At 60.2% G+C, this 15711-nt stretch carries 15 protein-coding genes; 2 read left to right on the plus strand and 13 right to left on the minus strand.

Translation table 11 applies throughout. The features are described 5' to 3' along the window. Positions 1 to 151: 151 nt before the first annotated feature. The 6 genes from NNZ72_RS01580 to NNZ72_RS01605 all read right to left on the minus strand — a co-directional run bounded on the left by NNZ72_RS01580 (position 152) and on the right by NNZ72_RS01605 (position 3921). The gene (locus NNZ72_RS01580) at positions 152 to 1084 is read right to left on the minus strand and encodes a lytic transglycosylase domain-containing protein (protein ID WP_257311691.1); all 933 of its coding nucleotides are present in this window, start codon (positions 1082 to 1084) and stop codon (positions 152 to 154) included. Beyond that, a complete protein-coding gene (locus tag NNZ72_RS01585; protein WP_257311694.1) occupies positions 1081 to 1416 on the minus strand; it encodes a DUF736 domain-containing protein in 336 nt (111 codons plus the stop codon). The genes NNZ72_RS01580 and NNZ72_RS01585 overlap by 4 nt, the downstream gene beginning before the upstream one ends. 36 nt (positions 1417 to 1452) lie before the next feature. After that, complete coding sequence (locus tag NNZ72_RS01590; RefSeq protein ID WP_257311697.1) at positions 1453 to 1998, minus strand: S26 family signal peptidase; 546 nt, start codon at positions 1996 to 1998, stop codon at positions 1453 to 1455. Continuing rightward, complete coding sequence (locus tag NNZ72_RS01595) at positions 1995 to 2513, minus strand: DUF2840 domain-containing protein (protein WP_257311700.1); 519 nt, start codon at positions 2511 to 2513, stop codon at positions 1995 to 1997. Before NNZ72_RS01595 ends, NNZ72_RS01590 begins: the two co-directional genes overlap by 4 nt. 61 nt (positions 2514 to 2574) lie before the next feature. Continuing rightward, complete coding sequence (locus NNZ72_RS01600; RefSeq protein WP_257311702.1) at positions 2575 to 3651, minus strand: replication initiator protein A; 1077 nt, start codon at positions 3649 to 3651, stop codon at positions 2575 to 2577. After that, positions 3652 to 3921, minus strand: coding sequence for a helix-turn-helix transcriptional regulator (locus NNZ72_RS01605; RefSeq protein ID WP_257311704.1), 270 nt, complete (start codon positions 3919 to 3921; stop codon positions 3652 to 3654). Positions 3922 to 4383: 462 nt separating this feature from the next. Here NNZ72_RS01605 and NNZ72_RS01610 point away from each other — a divergent pair, with 462 nt between their 5' ends. Beyond that, positions 4384 to 4671, plus strand: a complete 288-nt coding sequence (locus NNZ72_RS01610; protein ID WP_257312447.1) for a DNA -binding domain-containing protein — start codon at positions 4384 to 4386, stop codon at positions 4669 to 4671. Between the two features lie 18 nt (positions 4672 to 4689). Here the strand turns inward: NNZ72_RS01610 and NNZ72_RS01615 are convergent, their stop codons facing one another. From NNZ72_RS01615 to NNZ72_RS01630, 4 genes are all read right to left on the minus strand, one after another. After that, a complete protein-coding gene (locus NNZ72_RS01615) occupies positions 4690 to 5319 on the minus strand; it encodes a DUF2285 domain-containing protein (protein ID WP_442800901.1) in 630 nt (209 codons plus the stop codon). After that, positions 5258 to 5473 (minus strand): transcriptional regulator domain-containing protein, encoded by a 216-nt coding sequence (locus NNZ72_RS01620; protein WP_257311707.1) that lies wholly within the window; start codon positions 5471 to 5473, stop codon positions 5258 to 5260. Before NNZ72_RS01620 ends, NNZ72_RS01615 begins: the two co-directional genes overlap by 62 nt. Before the next feature lie 195 nt (positions 5474 to 5668). Continuing rightward, positions 5669 to 6196: an antirestriction protein ArdA gene (locus NNZ72_RS01625; RefSeq protein WP_257311710.1), complete on the minus strand. Its 528-nt coding sequence runs from the start codon at positions 6194 to 6196 to the stop codon at positions 5669 to 5671. Between the two features lie 257 nt (positions 6197 to 6453). Continuing rightward, positions 6454 to 6717: a DUF6119 family protein gene (locus NNZ72_RS01630; RefSeq protein ID WP_257311713.1), complete on the minus strand. Its 264-nt coding sequence runs from the start codon at positions 6715 to 6717 to the stop codon at positions 6454 to 6456. Between the two features lie 221 nt (positions 6718 to 6938). Here NNZ72_RS01630 and NNZ72_RS25485 point away from each other — a divergent pair, with 221 nt between their 5' ends. Next, a complete protein-coding gene (locus tag NNZ72_RS25485) occupies positions 6939 to 9968 on the plus strand; it encodes a TrlF family AAA-like ATPase (RefSeq protein WP_257311715.1) in 3030 nt (1009 codons plus the stop codon). Between the two features lie 27 nt (positions 9969 to 9995). On the opposite strand, the gene NNZ72_RS01640 is transcribed toward NNZ72_RS25485, so the two are convergent. The 3 genes from NNZ72_RS01640 to NNZ72_RS01650 are packed head-to-tail and all read right to left on the minus strand — an operon-like array spanning position 9996 to position 15711. Next, on the minus strand, positions 9996 to 10712 hold the full coding sequence (locus tag NNZ72_RS01640; protein WP_257311718.1) for a M48 family metallopeptidase: 717 nt from the start codon (positions 10710 to 10712) through the stop codon (positions 9996 to 9998). Continuing rightward, a complete protein-coding gene (locus NNZ72_RS01645) occupies positions 10712 to 13762 on the minus strand; it encodes a type I restriction endonuclease subunit R (RefSeq protein ID WP_257311723.1) in 3051 nt (1016 codons plus the stop codon). The genes NNZ72_RS01640 and NNZ72_RS01645 overlap by 1 nt, the downstream gene beginning before the upstream one ends. Beyond that, positions 13759 to 15711 carry a GmrSD restriction endonuclease domain-containing protein gene (locus tag NNZ72_RS01650; protein ID WP_257311726.1) on the minus strand — a complete coding sequence of 651 codons (1953 nt, stop codon included), beginning with the start codon at positions 15709 to 15711 and terminating at the stop codon, positions 13759 to 13761. The genes NNZ72_RS01645 and NNZ72_RS01650 overlap by 4 nt, the downstream gene beginning before the upstream one ends.

Below are 15711 nucleotides of genomic sequence, written 5' to 3' on the forward strand. Positions count from 1 at the left end.
TCTCGGAAGCGGCCCGACATGGTGCCGTCTTCTTTAATCTTGCCCTCCGCCCTTTCTGTCTTTTCTGCCCCTCCTGCCGGGAATCCTGCCGGGCGCAAACCTGCCCGACCGGATGCCGAAACCAGCGCCGCCGAGCGCGGGAACGCCGCCCTCATGGCGTTCCCCCGTCGCTGGCGCTCGCCACGAAAATGCTGCCGTCCTGCGACTCCGCACGGGCGGGATCGCGCGCCGGGACGGCAGCGCGGTCGTCGCCTGTTTGCACCTCGGACGGCGGCGCGGCGGCAGCTTGCGTGTCGGCCGGGCGCATGACGAATAGCGGTGCCTCGCGCCAGTCGGGCGGCGGTGCCGGTGGTTGCAACGGCGCATCCGATGGAGCCGCGCCGCCAAGGATCGGGGCGAGCGCAGCGACATAGGCGCGTGTCTCGGCGGGAAGCGGGCGGCCCGTCGCGCGGTGCTCGTCATAGCGGCCGGGGCCGGCGTTATAGGCCGCAAGCATCGCACCGACATTGCCGTAGCGGTCGAACATCTCGCGCAGGTAGGCCGTGCCTGCGAGGATGTTGTCGCGCGGGTCGTAGGGATCGCGGCCGAGGCCATGGCGGACGCGCAGGCCCGCCCATGTGTCGGGCATCACCTGCATCAATCCCATCGCGCCGGTCGACGAAACCGCGCGCACGTCGCCCGCGCTCTCGGCGCGCAGCACGGCGCGAATCCAGTGCTCGGGGATGCCGAAACGCTGCGACGCCTCGGCGATGTGCGCCGCATAAGGATGGGCAACGGCCGGGCGCTCGACCGGCACGGATTGCGCGACAGCGACGCCCGATCCGGTGCAGACGGAAAGCGCCCCCGCCAGCAGCAGGACGGCATAGTGCCATGCCGGCCTGTCTCCGCTTCGCCGCCAGCCTGCCAGCGTGCTCGCTGCGGTCAAGGGCAAGGCGCAAGCGCCGGCCGATAGCCGCCCCTGACCTTCGCTGCGCGCGCCGGCCGTCCGGTGGCCGAGCGGGACGGAGGGATGAGACGGCTTTTCCGCGAACAAAGGGATGACGATCTTGGACCGGATGGCGGGCCGGACGTGCGCGGCCGTCATTCCTCGTCCTCGACTTTCCGGGGGTGCTTCCAGCGCAGCGTCCAGACCGATGGATCGTCGTTGGATTGGAACAGCTTGGCGCGGATCGGGAACGGGAAGATCGGTCCCTCCAGTCTCATCGACACGAAGTCGCCGGCATTCTCGCTGGCGTCCTTCCATGCCGGGCCGGCGTCCGGGCCGTCCTCGCTATCGAGTCGCAGGCGATAGTCGGGTGCATTTTTCATGTCGCTCGGCTTGGCCGGGACGATGAACAGCTGTTCGTGAAGGCCGAACGAATGAAGCTCCCCGGCATAGCCGGTTTCGGTGCGGGTGAAGGTGCCTATTTCTGCCATGGGAAATCTCCTGTGGTCGGTTCTCGGGGGGTGGTTTCAGTGCGTCGGTGCGCGCCACTCGTAGCGGCCGACGCCTTCCTCATCGGTCCAGAGCGGGACCGCTCGACCGATGACGGAAGCTGCGGGGATGGGTCCGAAGTAACGACCGTCGAGGCTGTCGCGGACTTCCCAATTCATGAGGAAAAGCTGGCCGTCGCCGATGACGCGGCAGCCCTGCCAGACGGGCAGATCGCGGCCGAGGCTGTCGCGCTCCAGCGCCTCGCCCATCTCGATCCCGTTCACCGTGATCGTGCGGCCAGCGCGGCAAACCCGCTGTCGGGGCAGGCCCAAGACGCGCTTCAAGAGCGGGACGCCTCGCGCGATATAGCCGCGCTCGACCATGAAGCCGGCGAGCGGCTCGGGCGGCATGATGGCGACCAGCTCGGGCACGTCGATCCGGTCGGCCGGCTCGACGGTGTAGAACCCGACTGGCGCGCTGGCGGTGGCGTTCCATATGAGTTTCGTCGGAGTCTCGACCGCGCTTGCAGCGGCGATGCCGATGACGGCGAGCGCCGTCACCGTGAGGGCGCGGCGGCGCGTCATGGCTCGATCCTTCGACGGTGAAGCCACGCGGCATGTCGCTCGGGCGTGTAGGCGTGCGGCTCCAGATTGGCCGTCAAACGGTTGTGGACGTGCCGCCAATGCTCCGGTGCGGCGTCGGCCGGATCGAGGCCGAGCGATTCCACGGCGTCGATGGCGGCAAGCCCGCGCTGCACCTTCGGCCAGCTATCGAGGCGCAGCAGGATTTCGCCGCCGGGGCGGACGAACGGCAATGTCTGGAACGGCTCGCCGCGCCCGATTGCCCGCACAATGTCGATGCGCGAAACGACCGTGCCATGGTCGCCGCTCGCCCATCGGACGAAGGCAAAGACACTGCCCGGTGCGAAGCCGACGACGCTGCGGCGGCGGTCGATGATCTGTTCGTAGCTCTTGCGGCCGAAGCGTATCCAGTGCTCGACCTTGCGCTTGTCGAAGGTCAGCTCGACCAGTGTTGTGAAGGGCGCAGGTCCGTCCGGCAGCGGACGGCCGTGCGCGCTGCGATGGGCGCGACGGGTCATTGTGCGTCTCCGGCGATGTGCTGGTGGGGAGTGCGCGCGTGCGCTGCGTCAACGGCGTGGGTCATGGCTCGCCGCACCCGGCAGAACCGGCACCACGCTTCGCCTGCGCGCGCGTCAAAGAAAAAGAGTTAGATTCTCTGTTAGATAAGTTAGCGGTCGGATTCCGCTTTTCAGGCCAAAGCGTTAGCTGCGGTTCGTGCGCCTGATCTGCCGATAGTCGTGCGCCTGATGTGCCGATACCCCGTGCGCCTGATCTGCCGATGGCATTAACAGGGTTATCAACAGTGCCTGTTGACGAATTATCGGGGCGGATGAGCAGCAGCTCGCGGCCGTCTTCCCGCTCGATCTGGAGGCGGTAGCCGGGGAGTTGCTGACGGGCCGCGATCCGGCGTAGGTCGAGCGCGAAGTCGGACGGCCGGGCGAGGCTGCCGGACTTCTGATGAAGGTGCGCGACCTCGAAAATCCAGCCATGGCGCTGGTGTCCGGCGTGCTTTCGGGCGACGCGGTAAAGCCATCGGTCGATGCCGCCAGTTAGCCGGAAATAGGCCGGGTCGATGGTCAGGACCAGCGAGCGGTCGATGACGCTGTTGTAGAACCATTCGGGCAGGACGAACTCCATGCCCTCGACGCGGCCGGCGCGCGTGGTCATTTCCTCCCACTCGTTGATCCATGAGAATTGCCGGCGACGCCAATGCGGACCGTTGCGGATCGTGGTGGCTATGACGGTCGATTGCAGACGCGCCAGCGCGGCTTTCAGAAGCCGGTATTGGTGATTGCCGGTCGGGCGTCCGATGGCGCGCAACAGATGGTAGGGCGTGAAGCGGACAAACCGCGACGTGGCGAGGCCGTCATTCTCGGCCGCGACGATCTGCGAAGCCGCCCATATGAGCACATCGGCGTCCCATATGGTCGCCATGCCGTGCTCGGGCATCCCGAACACCTGCACCTCTATGTCGGCGGCCTTGTAGAGAATCGGCTTGGTGCGCGGGGTCTTCGCCAGCGAGAAAAACGGCCGTTCCATCAAATCGCGCTGATCGCGCGGCGGCGCATCGCCTGTGGCGACCACGAAGGGGTCCAGGCGGCTGCGCTCGCTGTCCTCGGCCGGCTGCGCGGGGTCGTGATCGTCCTCGCGCAGCATCTAGCAGTCGCCCCGTTCTTCGGGCGTGAGCGGACGGGCTGGAAAGACCCTGCCGGCGGTCTTGTCACGGGTGGATTTGCGTTCGCCCGCCGCGCTCCAGTCTTCCAGATCGCGGACGGTGTAGAGGACGCGCCCGCCGACCTTACGATAGGTCGGGCCGGTGCCGTAGGTGCGATGTTTCTCAAGGGTGCGGATGGATATGCCGAGGAAGCGCGCGGCTTCCTTGGTGCGCAACAGGCGCGGCGGCAGGCCCGCAAGCGGGTTGGGCATGGATCACCTCCAGTCGGGATTGGGCTGCCGGGGAGCGGCAGCGGACTGTGGCGAACCATGGCGAGAGACCGGCGGCGCGTAGCGTGCCGCATTTGCGCCTATGCGCTGGCGGCACCCCCACAAGGGGCATCGCGCGGCGAATTGGTGTGGGATTTCAGCGGCCCACCGCCTGCCTCGCCGATAGGCAAAGACAATCGCGAGCGGTTCGGCTAAGAATGACAGCGGAGCAGACGCGCTGCTCCGGGGCGTCGAAACCCCTCACGAATGGCTGGTGCTGGCCAGAACGGCACCAACTCCTTGACCTATGGTCGGGGAGCCTGTGGCGTATACAACAGGCTTTCCGAGCTAAAGGCCATGGGGCCGTTTCGTGACGGTTTCGAACTCCCCGATCACCAAGAGTCAGAGAGAATCGTTTGCGGGGGCGCACCGCAGACAAAGCTCTCTCGGATACGGGGAATGACTATGCGGGTTCCCGTCGAACTCGATCCCGATGTGGACGATGAAGCGCCGACCGGCGACACCATAACCGTCTATGACGAACGGCATTACGTCACCTATCTGCGTTTGCTGGATGCGAAGGCCGAGGGCGCGGACTGGAAGGAAGTCGCGCGGATCGTGCTGCACCGTGATCCGGCCGCTGAGGAACTGCTGACCCGCCGTTGCTGGCAAAGCCATCTCGAACGCGCGCAATGGCTATCGCGTGAAGGCTATCGGAAGATTCTGGAGCAGGCGGCAGCCAATAGGCCGTGAGGTCGATGGCCGTGTCCATCAACGCTTGTCGGGCTTGATCGGATAGTGGAGCAGAAGGCGATAGCCGCCGCGCATCATCTTGATGCCGTGCGCGACCAGGCGGCGGGCTTTGTTCTTGCGCGGATCGGTCTCGAAATTCTCCTTGGTGCCGCGAAAGCCGAGCAGGACTTCAGCGATGGTGCGATAGCTCTCGCCATGAAGCCGGGCATCGAGCGCACGTAGGGACAGGATATGCCATTGCCGGAGTTGGGTGGGGACCGCTCGGAAATCGGGACCGGGCGCGCGGCCGTTGAGCGACCGCCAAAGACGGCGGGCGGCGTGGGCGCGCAGCTCCAGAAAGGTATCCATCGGCAGAGTGACGGTATAGAAGGCGGCTGCGTCGGGCACTGCCTCGCGAAGCCAGAATTGATGCGCGACGCCATCCACATGCCAGATGCCGTGCCAGCCATCGACAGCGCGGCGCAGGTCGAGGCCGTCGAGATGCGCCAACGTCAATATCGGTTCGGTGTCGTCGCCCTCGTGATCGACCGGAGACAACCTCACGGCTTGCGGTTGAAATCGCGGGCTCCAGATCGGCGTTTCACGATCATGCGGCGCGTCGGGATCGCACGGGAAATCGCAAACCCCAGCGATCCTCGAAAGCGTCAAGGTCGCGGGCAGCCGCCCTTTCGGTCAATCCGATGGTCCGGCAGTCCCGACGATATTCGTCGTTCCGGCGCAAATATTCCCAAGCGAAACCAGCGGCAGGGATGTGTTTTGTGTGCCCGTATGCCGCCGGAGATCGCCAATCGATGCTGAGCATGGCGTCACCTCCCCAAGCCGGGATGCTGGGCAGCGCCCGGCAAAGAGAGGTTCAAGGATCACTGGAAATATAGAAGACGCTTAAAGCAGATACCTTGAGCGGCTAACCCGATCATTGTTCTGTTGCTTTTGGGTTGGCGACAGCCGGTGCTTTCGCGATGCCAGCCCGTATGAGCACGGACAAGCAGTCATGTTCTCATCTGCTGGAAAACACATGCACCTCGCCGTGTGCGGTTTCGATGGTGAACAGGTCGCCGCCCATTTCTGCGTCGCGCGCCATCGCGTCCCAATCGACATAGTAGCGCAGCGCCTCGGGGATCGTGACGCTCTCGGTGGTCAATTCCTCCATGTAGTCGGCTAGGCTGGCGAACTGACCATGATAGCAATCCTGCAAGGTGGTTTCGGCTTGTTCCATGTCGCCGCTGAACTGCTCCAGCAGGCCCGCGCCAAGTGCGCCATGTTCTGCGATGAAAGCGCCCATGCGTGCTACGGTGTCGATGCCCGCATATTCGCTAATCGCGGCGCCCTCGAAGCCCTCATAATCATGGATGGCATATTCCTCCGCGTGCTCGATGGGGGACCGTGCGAGCATGGCCGCAATCTCGTCCCTGATTTCGTCCACGTCCTGATCCGCGTCGATCCACGCTCCATGCAAATAGCCGTTATTATAGGCGGCAAGGCAGGCAATATAGATGCGAGGATTGCTGTCGGCTGCGCTGGTCATATCTCTGTTCCTTCGGGTTTGGGGTTCAGAGCAGCGAAGCGCCGCTCCTGAACCCTTGCCCGTCGGCGAGATCGGGGTAGTAAGGTGCCAGACAACTCTTTGGCACCGTGGAATAAATGGAAGGGCCCCGCTTGCGGGGAGCGGCCGTTTATGCCGCGAAAGGCCGGAGAGTTTTCTTGCGCCGCGCGGGGGCTGCGCCCTTAGTAAGCTGGCTCGGCGTGAGCGTCAGCGAAAGGTGAGCCAGTTTATCAGCGCGACTATTCTGCCGCCTCGACCTCGACTGGCTGCGCCTCGACAGCGGCTTCCTTCATCCTTCGCTTTTTCTTTCGACCTTCCGCTGCCGCAACTTGGTCTGCGATAAGAATCTCATTTCCCTGTACATCCATAAGCCGCAGAGCCTTCATGCTGTGCATAAAGCTGATTCGGGAGAATAAGGGTAAGTTCAGCGACCTCGCCCCTGGGTCATTACGCGTCACAATGCCGAAGACGATCCGGTAATTCCGATGCTGGATCAGCGCCATCAGGGTGTCCGCGTCGGTGCCGAGAAGCGCGTGCTCAAGCGCCCCTCGGCCTCGCCGAAAGCAGGTAAGTCCGGGGTGCGCGCTCACGGTGGAGGCGAACTGTGGATTGAAAGCCGATTATTCTGGTAAACCAGCCTGCTGCACGCCTTGTTACTGTTCGCGTATAGTACCGGAGATTCGGTTGCGGGGAACCGGCTGTGAAATACTATGGGGGAAATCGCGTGACGGAATGGACTTGGCCGCGAGGCTCCGAATGGCGCAAATGGGACCTGCATGTTCACAGCCCAGCTTCGCACGGTTTCAAAGGCGACTACAACCAGTTCGTCATCCAACTCGGCAATGCCGACTGCGATGTCATCGGCATCAACGACTATTTCTCGGTGGCGGGCTATCGGGAGATTCTGCGCCGGCTAGCCGACCTCTCCGGTACGGATGGTAACAAAGCCTATCGTGAGTCACTCGAAAAGCTGCGGGAAAAGACGCTGATTCCGGTTGTCGAATGCCGCATGACGAACGTGCTGGTCAACAAGAAGGGTGCCGGCCAGCGCATTAATTTCCATTTGATCTTTGACCCGGCCGTCGATCCTGAAAACATCGAAACTTTCCTGAAGAGCCAACAAGTCAAGGGCAGCTCCATCGGTAATCGGTATAGTGATAGCCAGTTTCTGCTCGATGACGTGGCTGTCGATTTCAATGGAGTTCTCAATGATCTCCGCAGCGATGGCAGTTTCCGGGATAGGTTCCTCGTCTGGCTTCCCTATGACGAATATGGCGGCGCCGATGGCATCAACCCGAGGGCGGACAAGCTGTTCAAGGAAAACCTGATCTACAACGCCGACATCCTCGGCTCGTCGAACAAGAAGCAGGCCGATTTCTTCCTCTGGAAGGACACCACTTATACGGAGGAAGAGTATCGCGGCTGGTTCCGCAGTCGGAAGCCCTGCGTCAAGGGCAGCGACTCTCATAACGTCAACGACGAGCTGGGGAAACTAAAGGATCAGGCTTCCCAAGCTGTAGACAAATACTGCTGGATCAAGGCGGACCCAACTTTCGGCGGTCTGCGGCAGATCATTAACGAGCCGGAAGATCGTGTCTACATCGGCAAGTTGCCGCCCAAGCTGGAGGAGGTCCGCGCCAACCCGACGCGCTATATCGACCGGCTGCGTGTAACCAGGATGGTGGACGCGGATACCACGGATACGTGGTTCGACTCCGACCTGCCGCTCAACGCCGACATGGTCGCGATCATTGGCAACAAGGGCAGCGGGAAAAGCGCGCTCGCCGATATCTTGGCGGTATCCGGGAACACACATTGCGACCCCACGCATTTTTCGTTCCTGAACAAGGCTCGGTTCTGCGAACGCAACGGCAAGCTTGCCAAACAGTTTGAAGCGCGGCCGGTATGGATTGACGGCACCGAAAGCGCGGTTCCGCTGAACGCTCGGCCGGATATAAATGGCGTCGAGCGCGTCCGCTACATTCCGCAAACGTATCTTGAGAAGGTCTGTACTGAAACGGAACCGGGCCAGCAGAGCGAGTTTCAAGCTGAACTGCGCAAGGTGATCTTTTCGCACATCAGCGATGCTGACAAGCTCGGCAAGGAAACGCTCGATGAGCTGATCCAATACAAAACCGAAGAGCTGAAGGGCCAGATAGAGAACGCGCGGCGCGAGATTTCTTGTATCAATATCGATCTAGTGCGGCTGGAAGAAAAAGCCGGTGCCGACTATGTGACCCGGCTTGCCGCCCTGCTCCGGCAAAGGCAGCAGGAACTGAAAGCGCATGTTGAAAATGAGCCGTCGAAGGTCGAGCAGCCCGGTGAAGTCAGTCCTGAACAGAAAGCGGCCTATGACGCCATCGCTGCTGACCTTGCCAAAGAGCGCGAAACTTTGAACGGGATCGAAGCGAAGACCGAAGAGCGCCAGCAACAACAAAAGACCCTGACGGAAAAAATCGCGCTCGCCCGCAAGGTCGAGGGCCGGATCGACAATTTCGAGAGCGATTTCAGCCGGCTCAAGCGTGAAACCGCGCCCGATCTCGAAAAATTGGGCCTCAGCTTCGAGACCATCATCGCCATGACGCTGAACAAAGCGACACTGAGTGATGCCCGCGACAAGCTGGTGGCGGACAAGGAAAAGGCGGACACGGATCTTGACGCGAACAATACGGAAGGTCTGCCTGCGCAAAAGATCGCGTGCCTTGAACGGATCAAGGCCCTCCAGGATAAGCTGGACGCGCCGAATAAGCGATTTCAGGAATACAACGAGGCACTGCGCGCCTGGCAGGAAAAGAAACAGGCCATTGAGGGCAGCGCGGACAAACCCGAATCCCTGAAATGGTATGACGCCCAAATCGATTACGTGAAAACCGGCCTCCCGGCTGACATCGAGCAACTGCGGAAGCAGCGCCGTGAGATCGCCGCACAAATTCACAAATGCGTCGCAGCCATCCGCGACGTGTACAAAGAACTGTTCTCCGCGGTGCAGGAGTTGATAACCGCCAGCGTGATTATTAAGGAAGGCTTCAAGCTGACCTTCGAGAGCAGCATTGTCGAACGAACGCTGCAAGCCGACCTGTTCGACCGCTACGTCTCACAGGGCAATGCCGGATCGTTCTATGGGAAAGAAAAAGGCGCTGCCGTTCTTGAGGAATTGTGCGCCGATTTCAACGTGAACGAGGCCACCGACGCCCTGGCGCTTGTCGAGAAGCTCATCCAGCATCTGGAATTCGACATGCGCACGGCTCAGAAGACTCCGACCGGCATCGCTTCGCAGCTGCGCAAGAATGTCGAGGTCAAGGACCTTTACGATTTCCTCTGGAGCTTCGGCTATCTTGAGCCTGAATATTCGCTGAAGCTGGACGGCAAGGATTTAAGCCACCTGTCGCCGGGAGAGCGCGGCACGTTGCTCCTGGTGTTCTACCTGTTGGTGGACAAGAGTAACAAACCCATCATTGTGGACCAGCCCGAAGAAAATCTCGACAGCCAGACAGTCTACCGACTGCTGATCCCAGTCATTAAGGACGTAAAGAAGCGCCGCCAGATCATCATGGTGACGCATAGCCCGAACATCGCAGTCGTGTGCGATGCCGAACAGATCATCCACGCCCATATCGACCGGTCGGCGGGCAATGCAGTGATCTACACGATGGGCGCAATTGAATCCCCGGCAATCAACCGTTACCTTGTCGATGTGCTGGAGGGCACACGCCCGGCCTTCGATAACCGCGACGCCAAGTATTATGTGCAATAAGACCGCGTGATGCAGGCTGTGGCGCAATCAATTACACGGCTCGCCGTAGGATAAGAGCGCTTCGTTGAGGGTTTGCCGGATCAGGCGCCAGTTCGACATTTTCTGGTCCATCGCATCGATGAAGCGGGCGCTGTGATCGGGAACGAGAAAATGCAGCATTTCGTGCAAGATGACATAGTCGAGACATTCGGCAGGCTTCTTCGCGAGTTCGAGATTGAGCCTGATGGTCCGCAGGCGCGGACTGCTGCTGCCCCACTTGGTTTTCATGCGTTGCACGAAAAAGCGGTCAACGCGAACATCGAGTTCCTTCTCCCATCTGGCAATGATCGGCCGTGCCGCATCCTTGAGTTCGCGCCGGTAGAAATCGTCGAGCAGCGCCTGTCTTTTCTGCGTTGGTGTATCGTCTCCGGCGTGAAGAACGATATGCCGATACTCGACCACAACCCCGGTGCCATCAACCACATCGGACAAATGCAGCAGATAGCGCTGCCCCCATAAATAGTGGCTCTCTCGCTCTAGATATTCACGCGGAGACTCCCGCTCCTGCGACAACAGTTTCGATTGATGCTTCTTGATCCATCCGAGCTTGGAAATTGCGAAAAGCCGGATGTTTTCGAGACTCATTCGATAAGGTGCCGATATACGGACGCGCCCGGTCGGCGGATAGACGCTTAGATGGACGTTCTTGATATCCTTGAGCACCACGTCCACCGAAACGCCGCCGAGATCGAGCTGCGTGATCATCAATACTCCTTCTGAGCCTTGATAATAAGGAACACGCGCTCGACCTCGGCAAAGTCCTGTAACACCCTGTAAAGGGCCGCTTTGATCTGCTGCTCGCGCGGCTGGACCCCGCGCCAGCCATCCGGACGACTGCTTCTCACCGCCTCGTCCACCTTGAGCGCCAATTCTTCGTCCTGGCCCAGATTGTTGTAAAGGGCGCGCTTGCCCGGCGTGTTCAGGCTCGGCGGCGCTTCGTGGGCTTGCCCCATCTCGATGCGCTGCGCGATTTCGGCGATACGCTTGAGATATCCTTCGTACTCGACCGCTTTTGCCTTGCGGTTGGCTATGATCTCGTCCAGCAGCGCTGACATCCTCTCGTAGAAGGCTGGATCGTTCAGATGCTCCTTGATGATCTTGCTGCGGACATTGTTTTCAATGGTCTCGGCAATGGCATCCTTGTTGCCTTTGAGCCCACCAAGCTGGGATGAAATGGCCTCGGCAATTCCTGTCTTCACGATCAGTTCAAGCAGGCTCATCCCGTCAAATGGCGAGATTTTGCGCGGCTCGTCACCCTCGATATAGGTGTCGATCAGGTGCCGCATGTCGGCCTCGTAAGCCTTCAGGTCGAGACTTTCACTGCTCGCAAGACGTACGGTGTCGCGGGCATTCAAATAGTGCTCGACCTGCGTCTTGATCCGCGCGACATCGGCGATGCTGTAACCTGCGGCGGCCATCTCATCGGCTATGTTGGCGTAGGCGCGTACGAGGCTGGCGGTAGCTTTGTAGAGAGCGGCACGTTGCGGCTCGCGCTCCTTGAGATCGGACGGGATTTCCGTGTTGCCGCAGAAGAAATGGATGTACTCCAGTTCGCCCTTCGGCGGTTCCACGGGTTCGCACAAGAGCACGATACTCTCCAGCGCCTGGTCGAACCGCTCCTTCCCTTTTTTCAGCCGATCATGCAGCAGAACATCGGGATCGGGGCCGCCAGCCGAGCGGTCGAGTTCCGACGTGTACACCGCAATGGCATTCTCGACCTTCTTGAACAGGTCTTTGTAATCGACGATGTAGCCGAAATCCTTGTCCTCACCGTCAAGCCGGTTGGTGCGGCAGATGGCCTGGAACAGCCCATGATCCTGCATCGACTTGTCGATATAGAGATAGGTGCAGGGCGGCGCGTCGAAGCCGGTGAGAAGCTTATCGACAACGATCAACAGCTTCATGTTCGCCGGTTCTTTGTTGAACAGCGCCTTTGCCGTCTCTTCGTAGGCTTCCGTCTTCGACAAGCCCGGCATGGGCTCGATATCTTTCAGCAGCTCGATATAGGTATTGTAGATGAACTGCCGGTCCGTGTCGGTGTTGGCGCCCGTCTCTTCTTTCGTAATGTCCTGCGCGTTCGGATTATAGGACGTGACCAGCGCGCATTTTCCGCGGAACGGCGTTTTCTGGAACAACGAGAAATATTTGCAGGCCTCATAGATGCTGGAGGAGACGAGGATCGCGTTGCCGCGCTCGCTGGACAGGCGCGGCTTGACGCTGAAATCGAAGACGATATCGCTGACGACGCGGTCCATGCGCGAACGTGAACTGAGCACGTTCTGCATCGTGCCCCATTTCTTTTTCAGCTCATCCTTCTGCCAGTCGTTGAGGCCCCGCGTTTTCGCCTCGAACCACTGGTCAATTTTGTCTTCCGACCCCAGGCGCTGGTCGATGTCGCGGGCTTCGTAGACAAGATCGAGGACGACCTCATCCTCGACGGCCTCGCTGAATTTGTAGGTGTGGATGTAGCCGCCGAACACCTCAAGGCTCGTCTGCTTGTCCTTTTTCAGAAGCGGCGTACCCGTAAAGCCGACGAATACCGCGTTCGGCATCATCGCCTTCATCGCCTTGTGTAACCTGCCGCTCTGTGTACGGTGGCATTCATCGACGAAAACGAATACCTCCCCGACCGTCTTGCTGGGCTGCGATTCCAGCTCGCGGATAAAGGCGTCGAAATCGTCCACATCCTTTCGGCCAAATTTATGGACGAGCGAGCACAGCAAGCGCGGCGTTGCTTGGCCGAGCTGGGTCATGAGATCGCGACCGCTGCTGGTGCGTTTGACCTGTTCGCCGGCATCCCGGAACACGCGCTCGATCTGCTTGTCGAGTTCGTCGCGATCTGTGATGACCACGACGCGGGCATGGGGATTATTCTCCAGAATCCATTTGGCGAGCAGTACCATGACGATGCTCTTGCCGCTGCCCTGCGTGTGCCAGATGATGCCGCCCTTGCGCTCACGGACATAATCCTGCGCGGCCTTGATTCCGAAATACTGATGGACACGCGGCAGCTTTTTCACGCCGCCGTCGAACAGCACGAAATCGTGCATCAACTCCAGAATCCGATCCTTCCCACACATGCGCAGCAGGTATTTGTCCAGCTTGAACCGTGTGTCGTCCTGTTCGTCCTCCTTCCATTTCAGGAAGAACTTTTCAGGTGTGCCGATCGTCCCGTACTGCAAGCCCTCGGTATCGTTGCCAGCGAACACGAACTGGACGGTGCTGAAAAAGCCCTGATTGAATTCCGGTAACTGGTTCGACAAGGACTGCCGAATGCCGTCGCTGATGCTGACGCGACTGTTTTTCAGCTCGATCATCCCGATGGCGATGCCGTTCAGGTACAGGAGAAGGTCGGGCCGCCGCTCCAGTCCGCCCTTCAGCGTGGCCTCCTCGGCAATGGCGAAATCGTTCAGTACAGGATCATCCCATTCAACGATATGGACCGTTTCCGTGACCTTGCCGGCTTCCTCCTTCACCGGAACGCCATAGCGCAGAAGATTGTAGACCGCGTGATTGTTGGCATAGAGGCTGCGGCTGTTGTTGTCGGCCTCCGTGCGCAGCCGGTAGATGGCGGCGCTGATCTGCCCCGGACTGTATCCGCGTCGGGTCAGCGACGCGGTCAGCAAATCCTCTTCGATATTGCTGTTGCCGTCCCGATCCGACCAGTCACCCAGGAAGCGATAGCCCAGCTCATCACGAAACAGCTCAATGACGCGCTTCTGCGTCGCGCGCTCCGGTTTGCCGATATCGCTCATGCGGCTTCTTCCTGTACCAGGATATCGGTCTCGACGTAGCGCTTAAGCTCGGCAGCCGTCTGGAAACAACGGAATCCCGCCTGGCTCGCAATGGCGATTACGTCGCTGCTTTCGTTAAGCAGCACGGCCACCGGCTGGCTCAACTCTTCCTGGATGCCGTTCGGCCAGGCCAGATCGAAAACGGCGCGCTGCTCGCCGGTTTCGGGATCGGAGAAGTCATAAGCGATGGTGCCGCGCGGCAGGCCTTGCTCATCCATCCAGACGTTGATGTTTTCAAGCTGCTGTTCTTCTTCCTCGCTGGTGATGCCGCCCACGACCGCGAACGACACGGGCATTGAGGCCGCAGGGCCTTCAAGCCAGTGCGTATCGCCATGCAGCAGCTCCTCCATGCGCTTGTTTACCTCGGTCGCCAGAAGCGCTTTACGGGCTTCAAGGAAGGCGCGGAAATTTTCGATCTTCCACAAGGCCGGGTCGTCCGGAATCCATTGCGATGCCAGCGCGCCGGGGTGTGCCTTCTCGATCTCCGGGAAATATTCCTCCGGCAGCCGGTCGCTGATGATCAGATTCGTATCCTTGGTCAGGAAACAGAAATTGGCGAGCGCGTTCACCTCGGCTCGCTTGAAGTCGCGCTTGTAAAGCTGCGCCTTAGGGAAGATGTGATGAACTTCCAGACGGCTCATCTTGCCGAGAAGCGAAGCTTTTAGAGCCAGACCCGTACCCCAGTCGCGTGCCGCCCCCATGCGCGTCAGCATGTACAGCACCGGATAAAAACGCGCGCCAAGGCTCCAGCCCGTGAAGTGCCCCGGCTCCACTCGCAACCCGCCGTGCCACATACGCAGTTGCGCCAGAAGTTTGTCGAGACCTCCTTCTGCACCCTCTAAGGCTTCCAAATCCTGATCGATGACCGTCTCCGTTGACCCGGAGAAGCGGCCCCACATGCCGGATTGCACAAACCAGAAAAGCAGCTTGTCGCGCTCTTTCTCATCCAGGGCGCCGTTTTTCTTGTCGAGATAGCGCACCATGACCGGCACACCGAATCGACCGAAAAAGACCTGATCGTGATCGATCCCCAGCCGCCCGCCGATCATGTTCAGACAGCTATCGATGTGCTTCGTTGCCCGCTTGAGGCCGACCTGAATATCCTCGGCCCCCTTCTCATGCAGATACGAAAATTTCGCTTCCCCCGTCAGGACCGTGTTTACGGATCGCAGGAGCCAATCGAGATTAAAATCGTAGCCGGCAGCTTTCCACTCCGCGAGTTTCGCCTTCATGGTGTCGCGGGCATCGGGCCAGTCGGCGCAGATCTTTGCGAGCGCCAGATCGCCTTTTGAGAGCTTGGTGCCGCCGCTGTTCACGCGGTTAAAGATATCGACGACGACCTCCAGCGACTTGTCCGCGCCGGTCACTTCCTCAATATGAAGATCGATGTCGGTGATGCTGAGAAGCTTGCTCAATCGGCCGACATACTCGCCGACCAGCGACGCCAATTCCGGGATCGCGCTTATGCGGGCCACGTAAGCGCCCAATCCGGCATTACCCGCCTTCATCAACTCCGTCACGTCGATCCAAAGCGGATCATCTTTCATTTTTACCGGCTGATAGAAGCCGAACGTCTCGTTATCGAGATGAAAGTGCAGACCCGTAAAGGCTTGGGCGTTTCCATCGAAGAACTTGGGAGGCTGACCACGAACAACGCCATATAGCGACGTCATGCGCTGTTGGCCATCCAGAAGCAGCTTCACGACACCGGCGGCAAGTTGACCATCGCCGCGATGCGCAGCCGTCTTCGATTCTGTCGCCCACACGAGCAGACCGCCGACGGGGTGGCGGCGATAAAGGGAGTCGAACAGGCCTTTCACCTGCTCCCGATTCCAGACATACCCGCGCTGGAATTCAGGCAAGGCCATATGCCCGTTATCGATGTGGTCGAGAATAGTCGAAATCTTCAT

It is taken from the genome of Shinella pollutisoli, assembly GCF_024609765.1.
Classification (GTDB): domain Bacteria; phylum Pseudomonadota; class Alphaproteobacteria; order Rhizobiales; family Rhizobiaceae; genus Shinella; species Shinella pollutisoli.

What these genes read in the sequence shown, in the direction of transcription:
- NNZ72_RS01580 (WP_257311691.1), bottom strand. Translation starts at nt 1,084, where the DNA reads ATGACGGCCGCGCACGTCCGGCCCGCCATCCGGTCCAAGATCGTCATC.
- NNZ72_RS01585 (WP_257311694.1), bottom strand. Translation starts at nt 1,416, where the DNA reads ATGGCAGAAATAGGCACCTTCACCCGCACCGAAACCGGCTATGCCGGG.
- NNZ72_RS01590 (WP_257311697.1), bottom strand. Translation starts at nt 1,998, where the DNA reads ATGACGCGCCGCCGCGCCCTCACGGTGACGGCGCTCGCCGTCATCGGC.
- NNZ72_RS01595 (WP_257311700.1), bottom strand. Translation starts at nt 2,513, where the DNA reads ATGACCCGTCGCGCCCATCGCAGCGCGCACGGCCGTCCGCTGCCGGAC.
- NNZ72_RS01600 (WP_257311702.1), bottom strand. Translation starts at nt 3,651, where the DNA reads ATGCTGCGCGAGGACGATCACGACCCCGCGCAGCCGGCCGAGGACAGC.
- NNZ72_RS01605 (WP_257311704.1), bottom strand. Translation starts at nt 3,921, where the DNA reads ATGCCCAACCCGCTTGCGGGCCTGCCGCCGCGCCTGTTGCGCACCAAG.
- NNZ72_RS01610 (WP_257312447.1), top strand. Translation starts at nt 4,384, where the DNA reads ATGCGGGTTCCCGTCGAACTCGATCCCGATGTGGACGATGAAGCGCCG.
- NNZ72_RS01620 (WP_257311707.1), bottom strand. Translation starts at nt 5,473, where the DNA reads ATGCTCAGCATCGATTGGCGATCTCCGGCGGCATACGGGCACACAAAA.
- NNZ72_RS01625 (WP_257311710.1), bottom strand. Translation starts at nt 6,196, where the DNA reads ATGACCAGCGCAGCCGACAGCAATCCTCGCATCTATATTGCCTGCCTT.
- NNZ72_RS01630 (WP_257311713.1), bottom strand. Translation starts at nt 6,717, where the DNA reads ATGGCGCTGATCCAGCATCGGAATTACCGGATCGTCTTCGGCATTGTG.
- NNZ72_RS01640 (WP_257311718.1), bottom strand. Translation starts at nt 10,712, where the DNA reads ATGATCACGCAGCTCGATCTCGGCGGCGTTTCGGTGGACGTGGTGCTC.
- NNZ72_RS01645 (WP_257311723.1), bottom strand. Translation starts at nt 13,762, where the DNA reads ATGAGCGATATCGGCAAACCGGAGCGCGCGACGCAGAAGCGCGTCATT.
- NNZ72_RS01650 (WP_257311726.1), bottom strand. Translation starts at nt 15,711, where the DNA reads ATGAAGATTTCGACTATTCTCGACCACATCGATAACGGGCATATGGCC.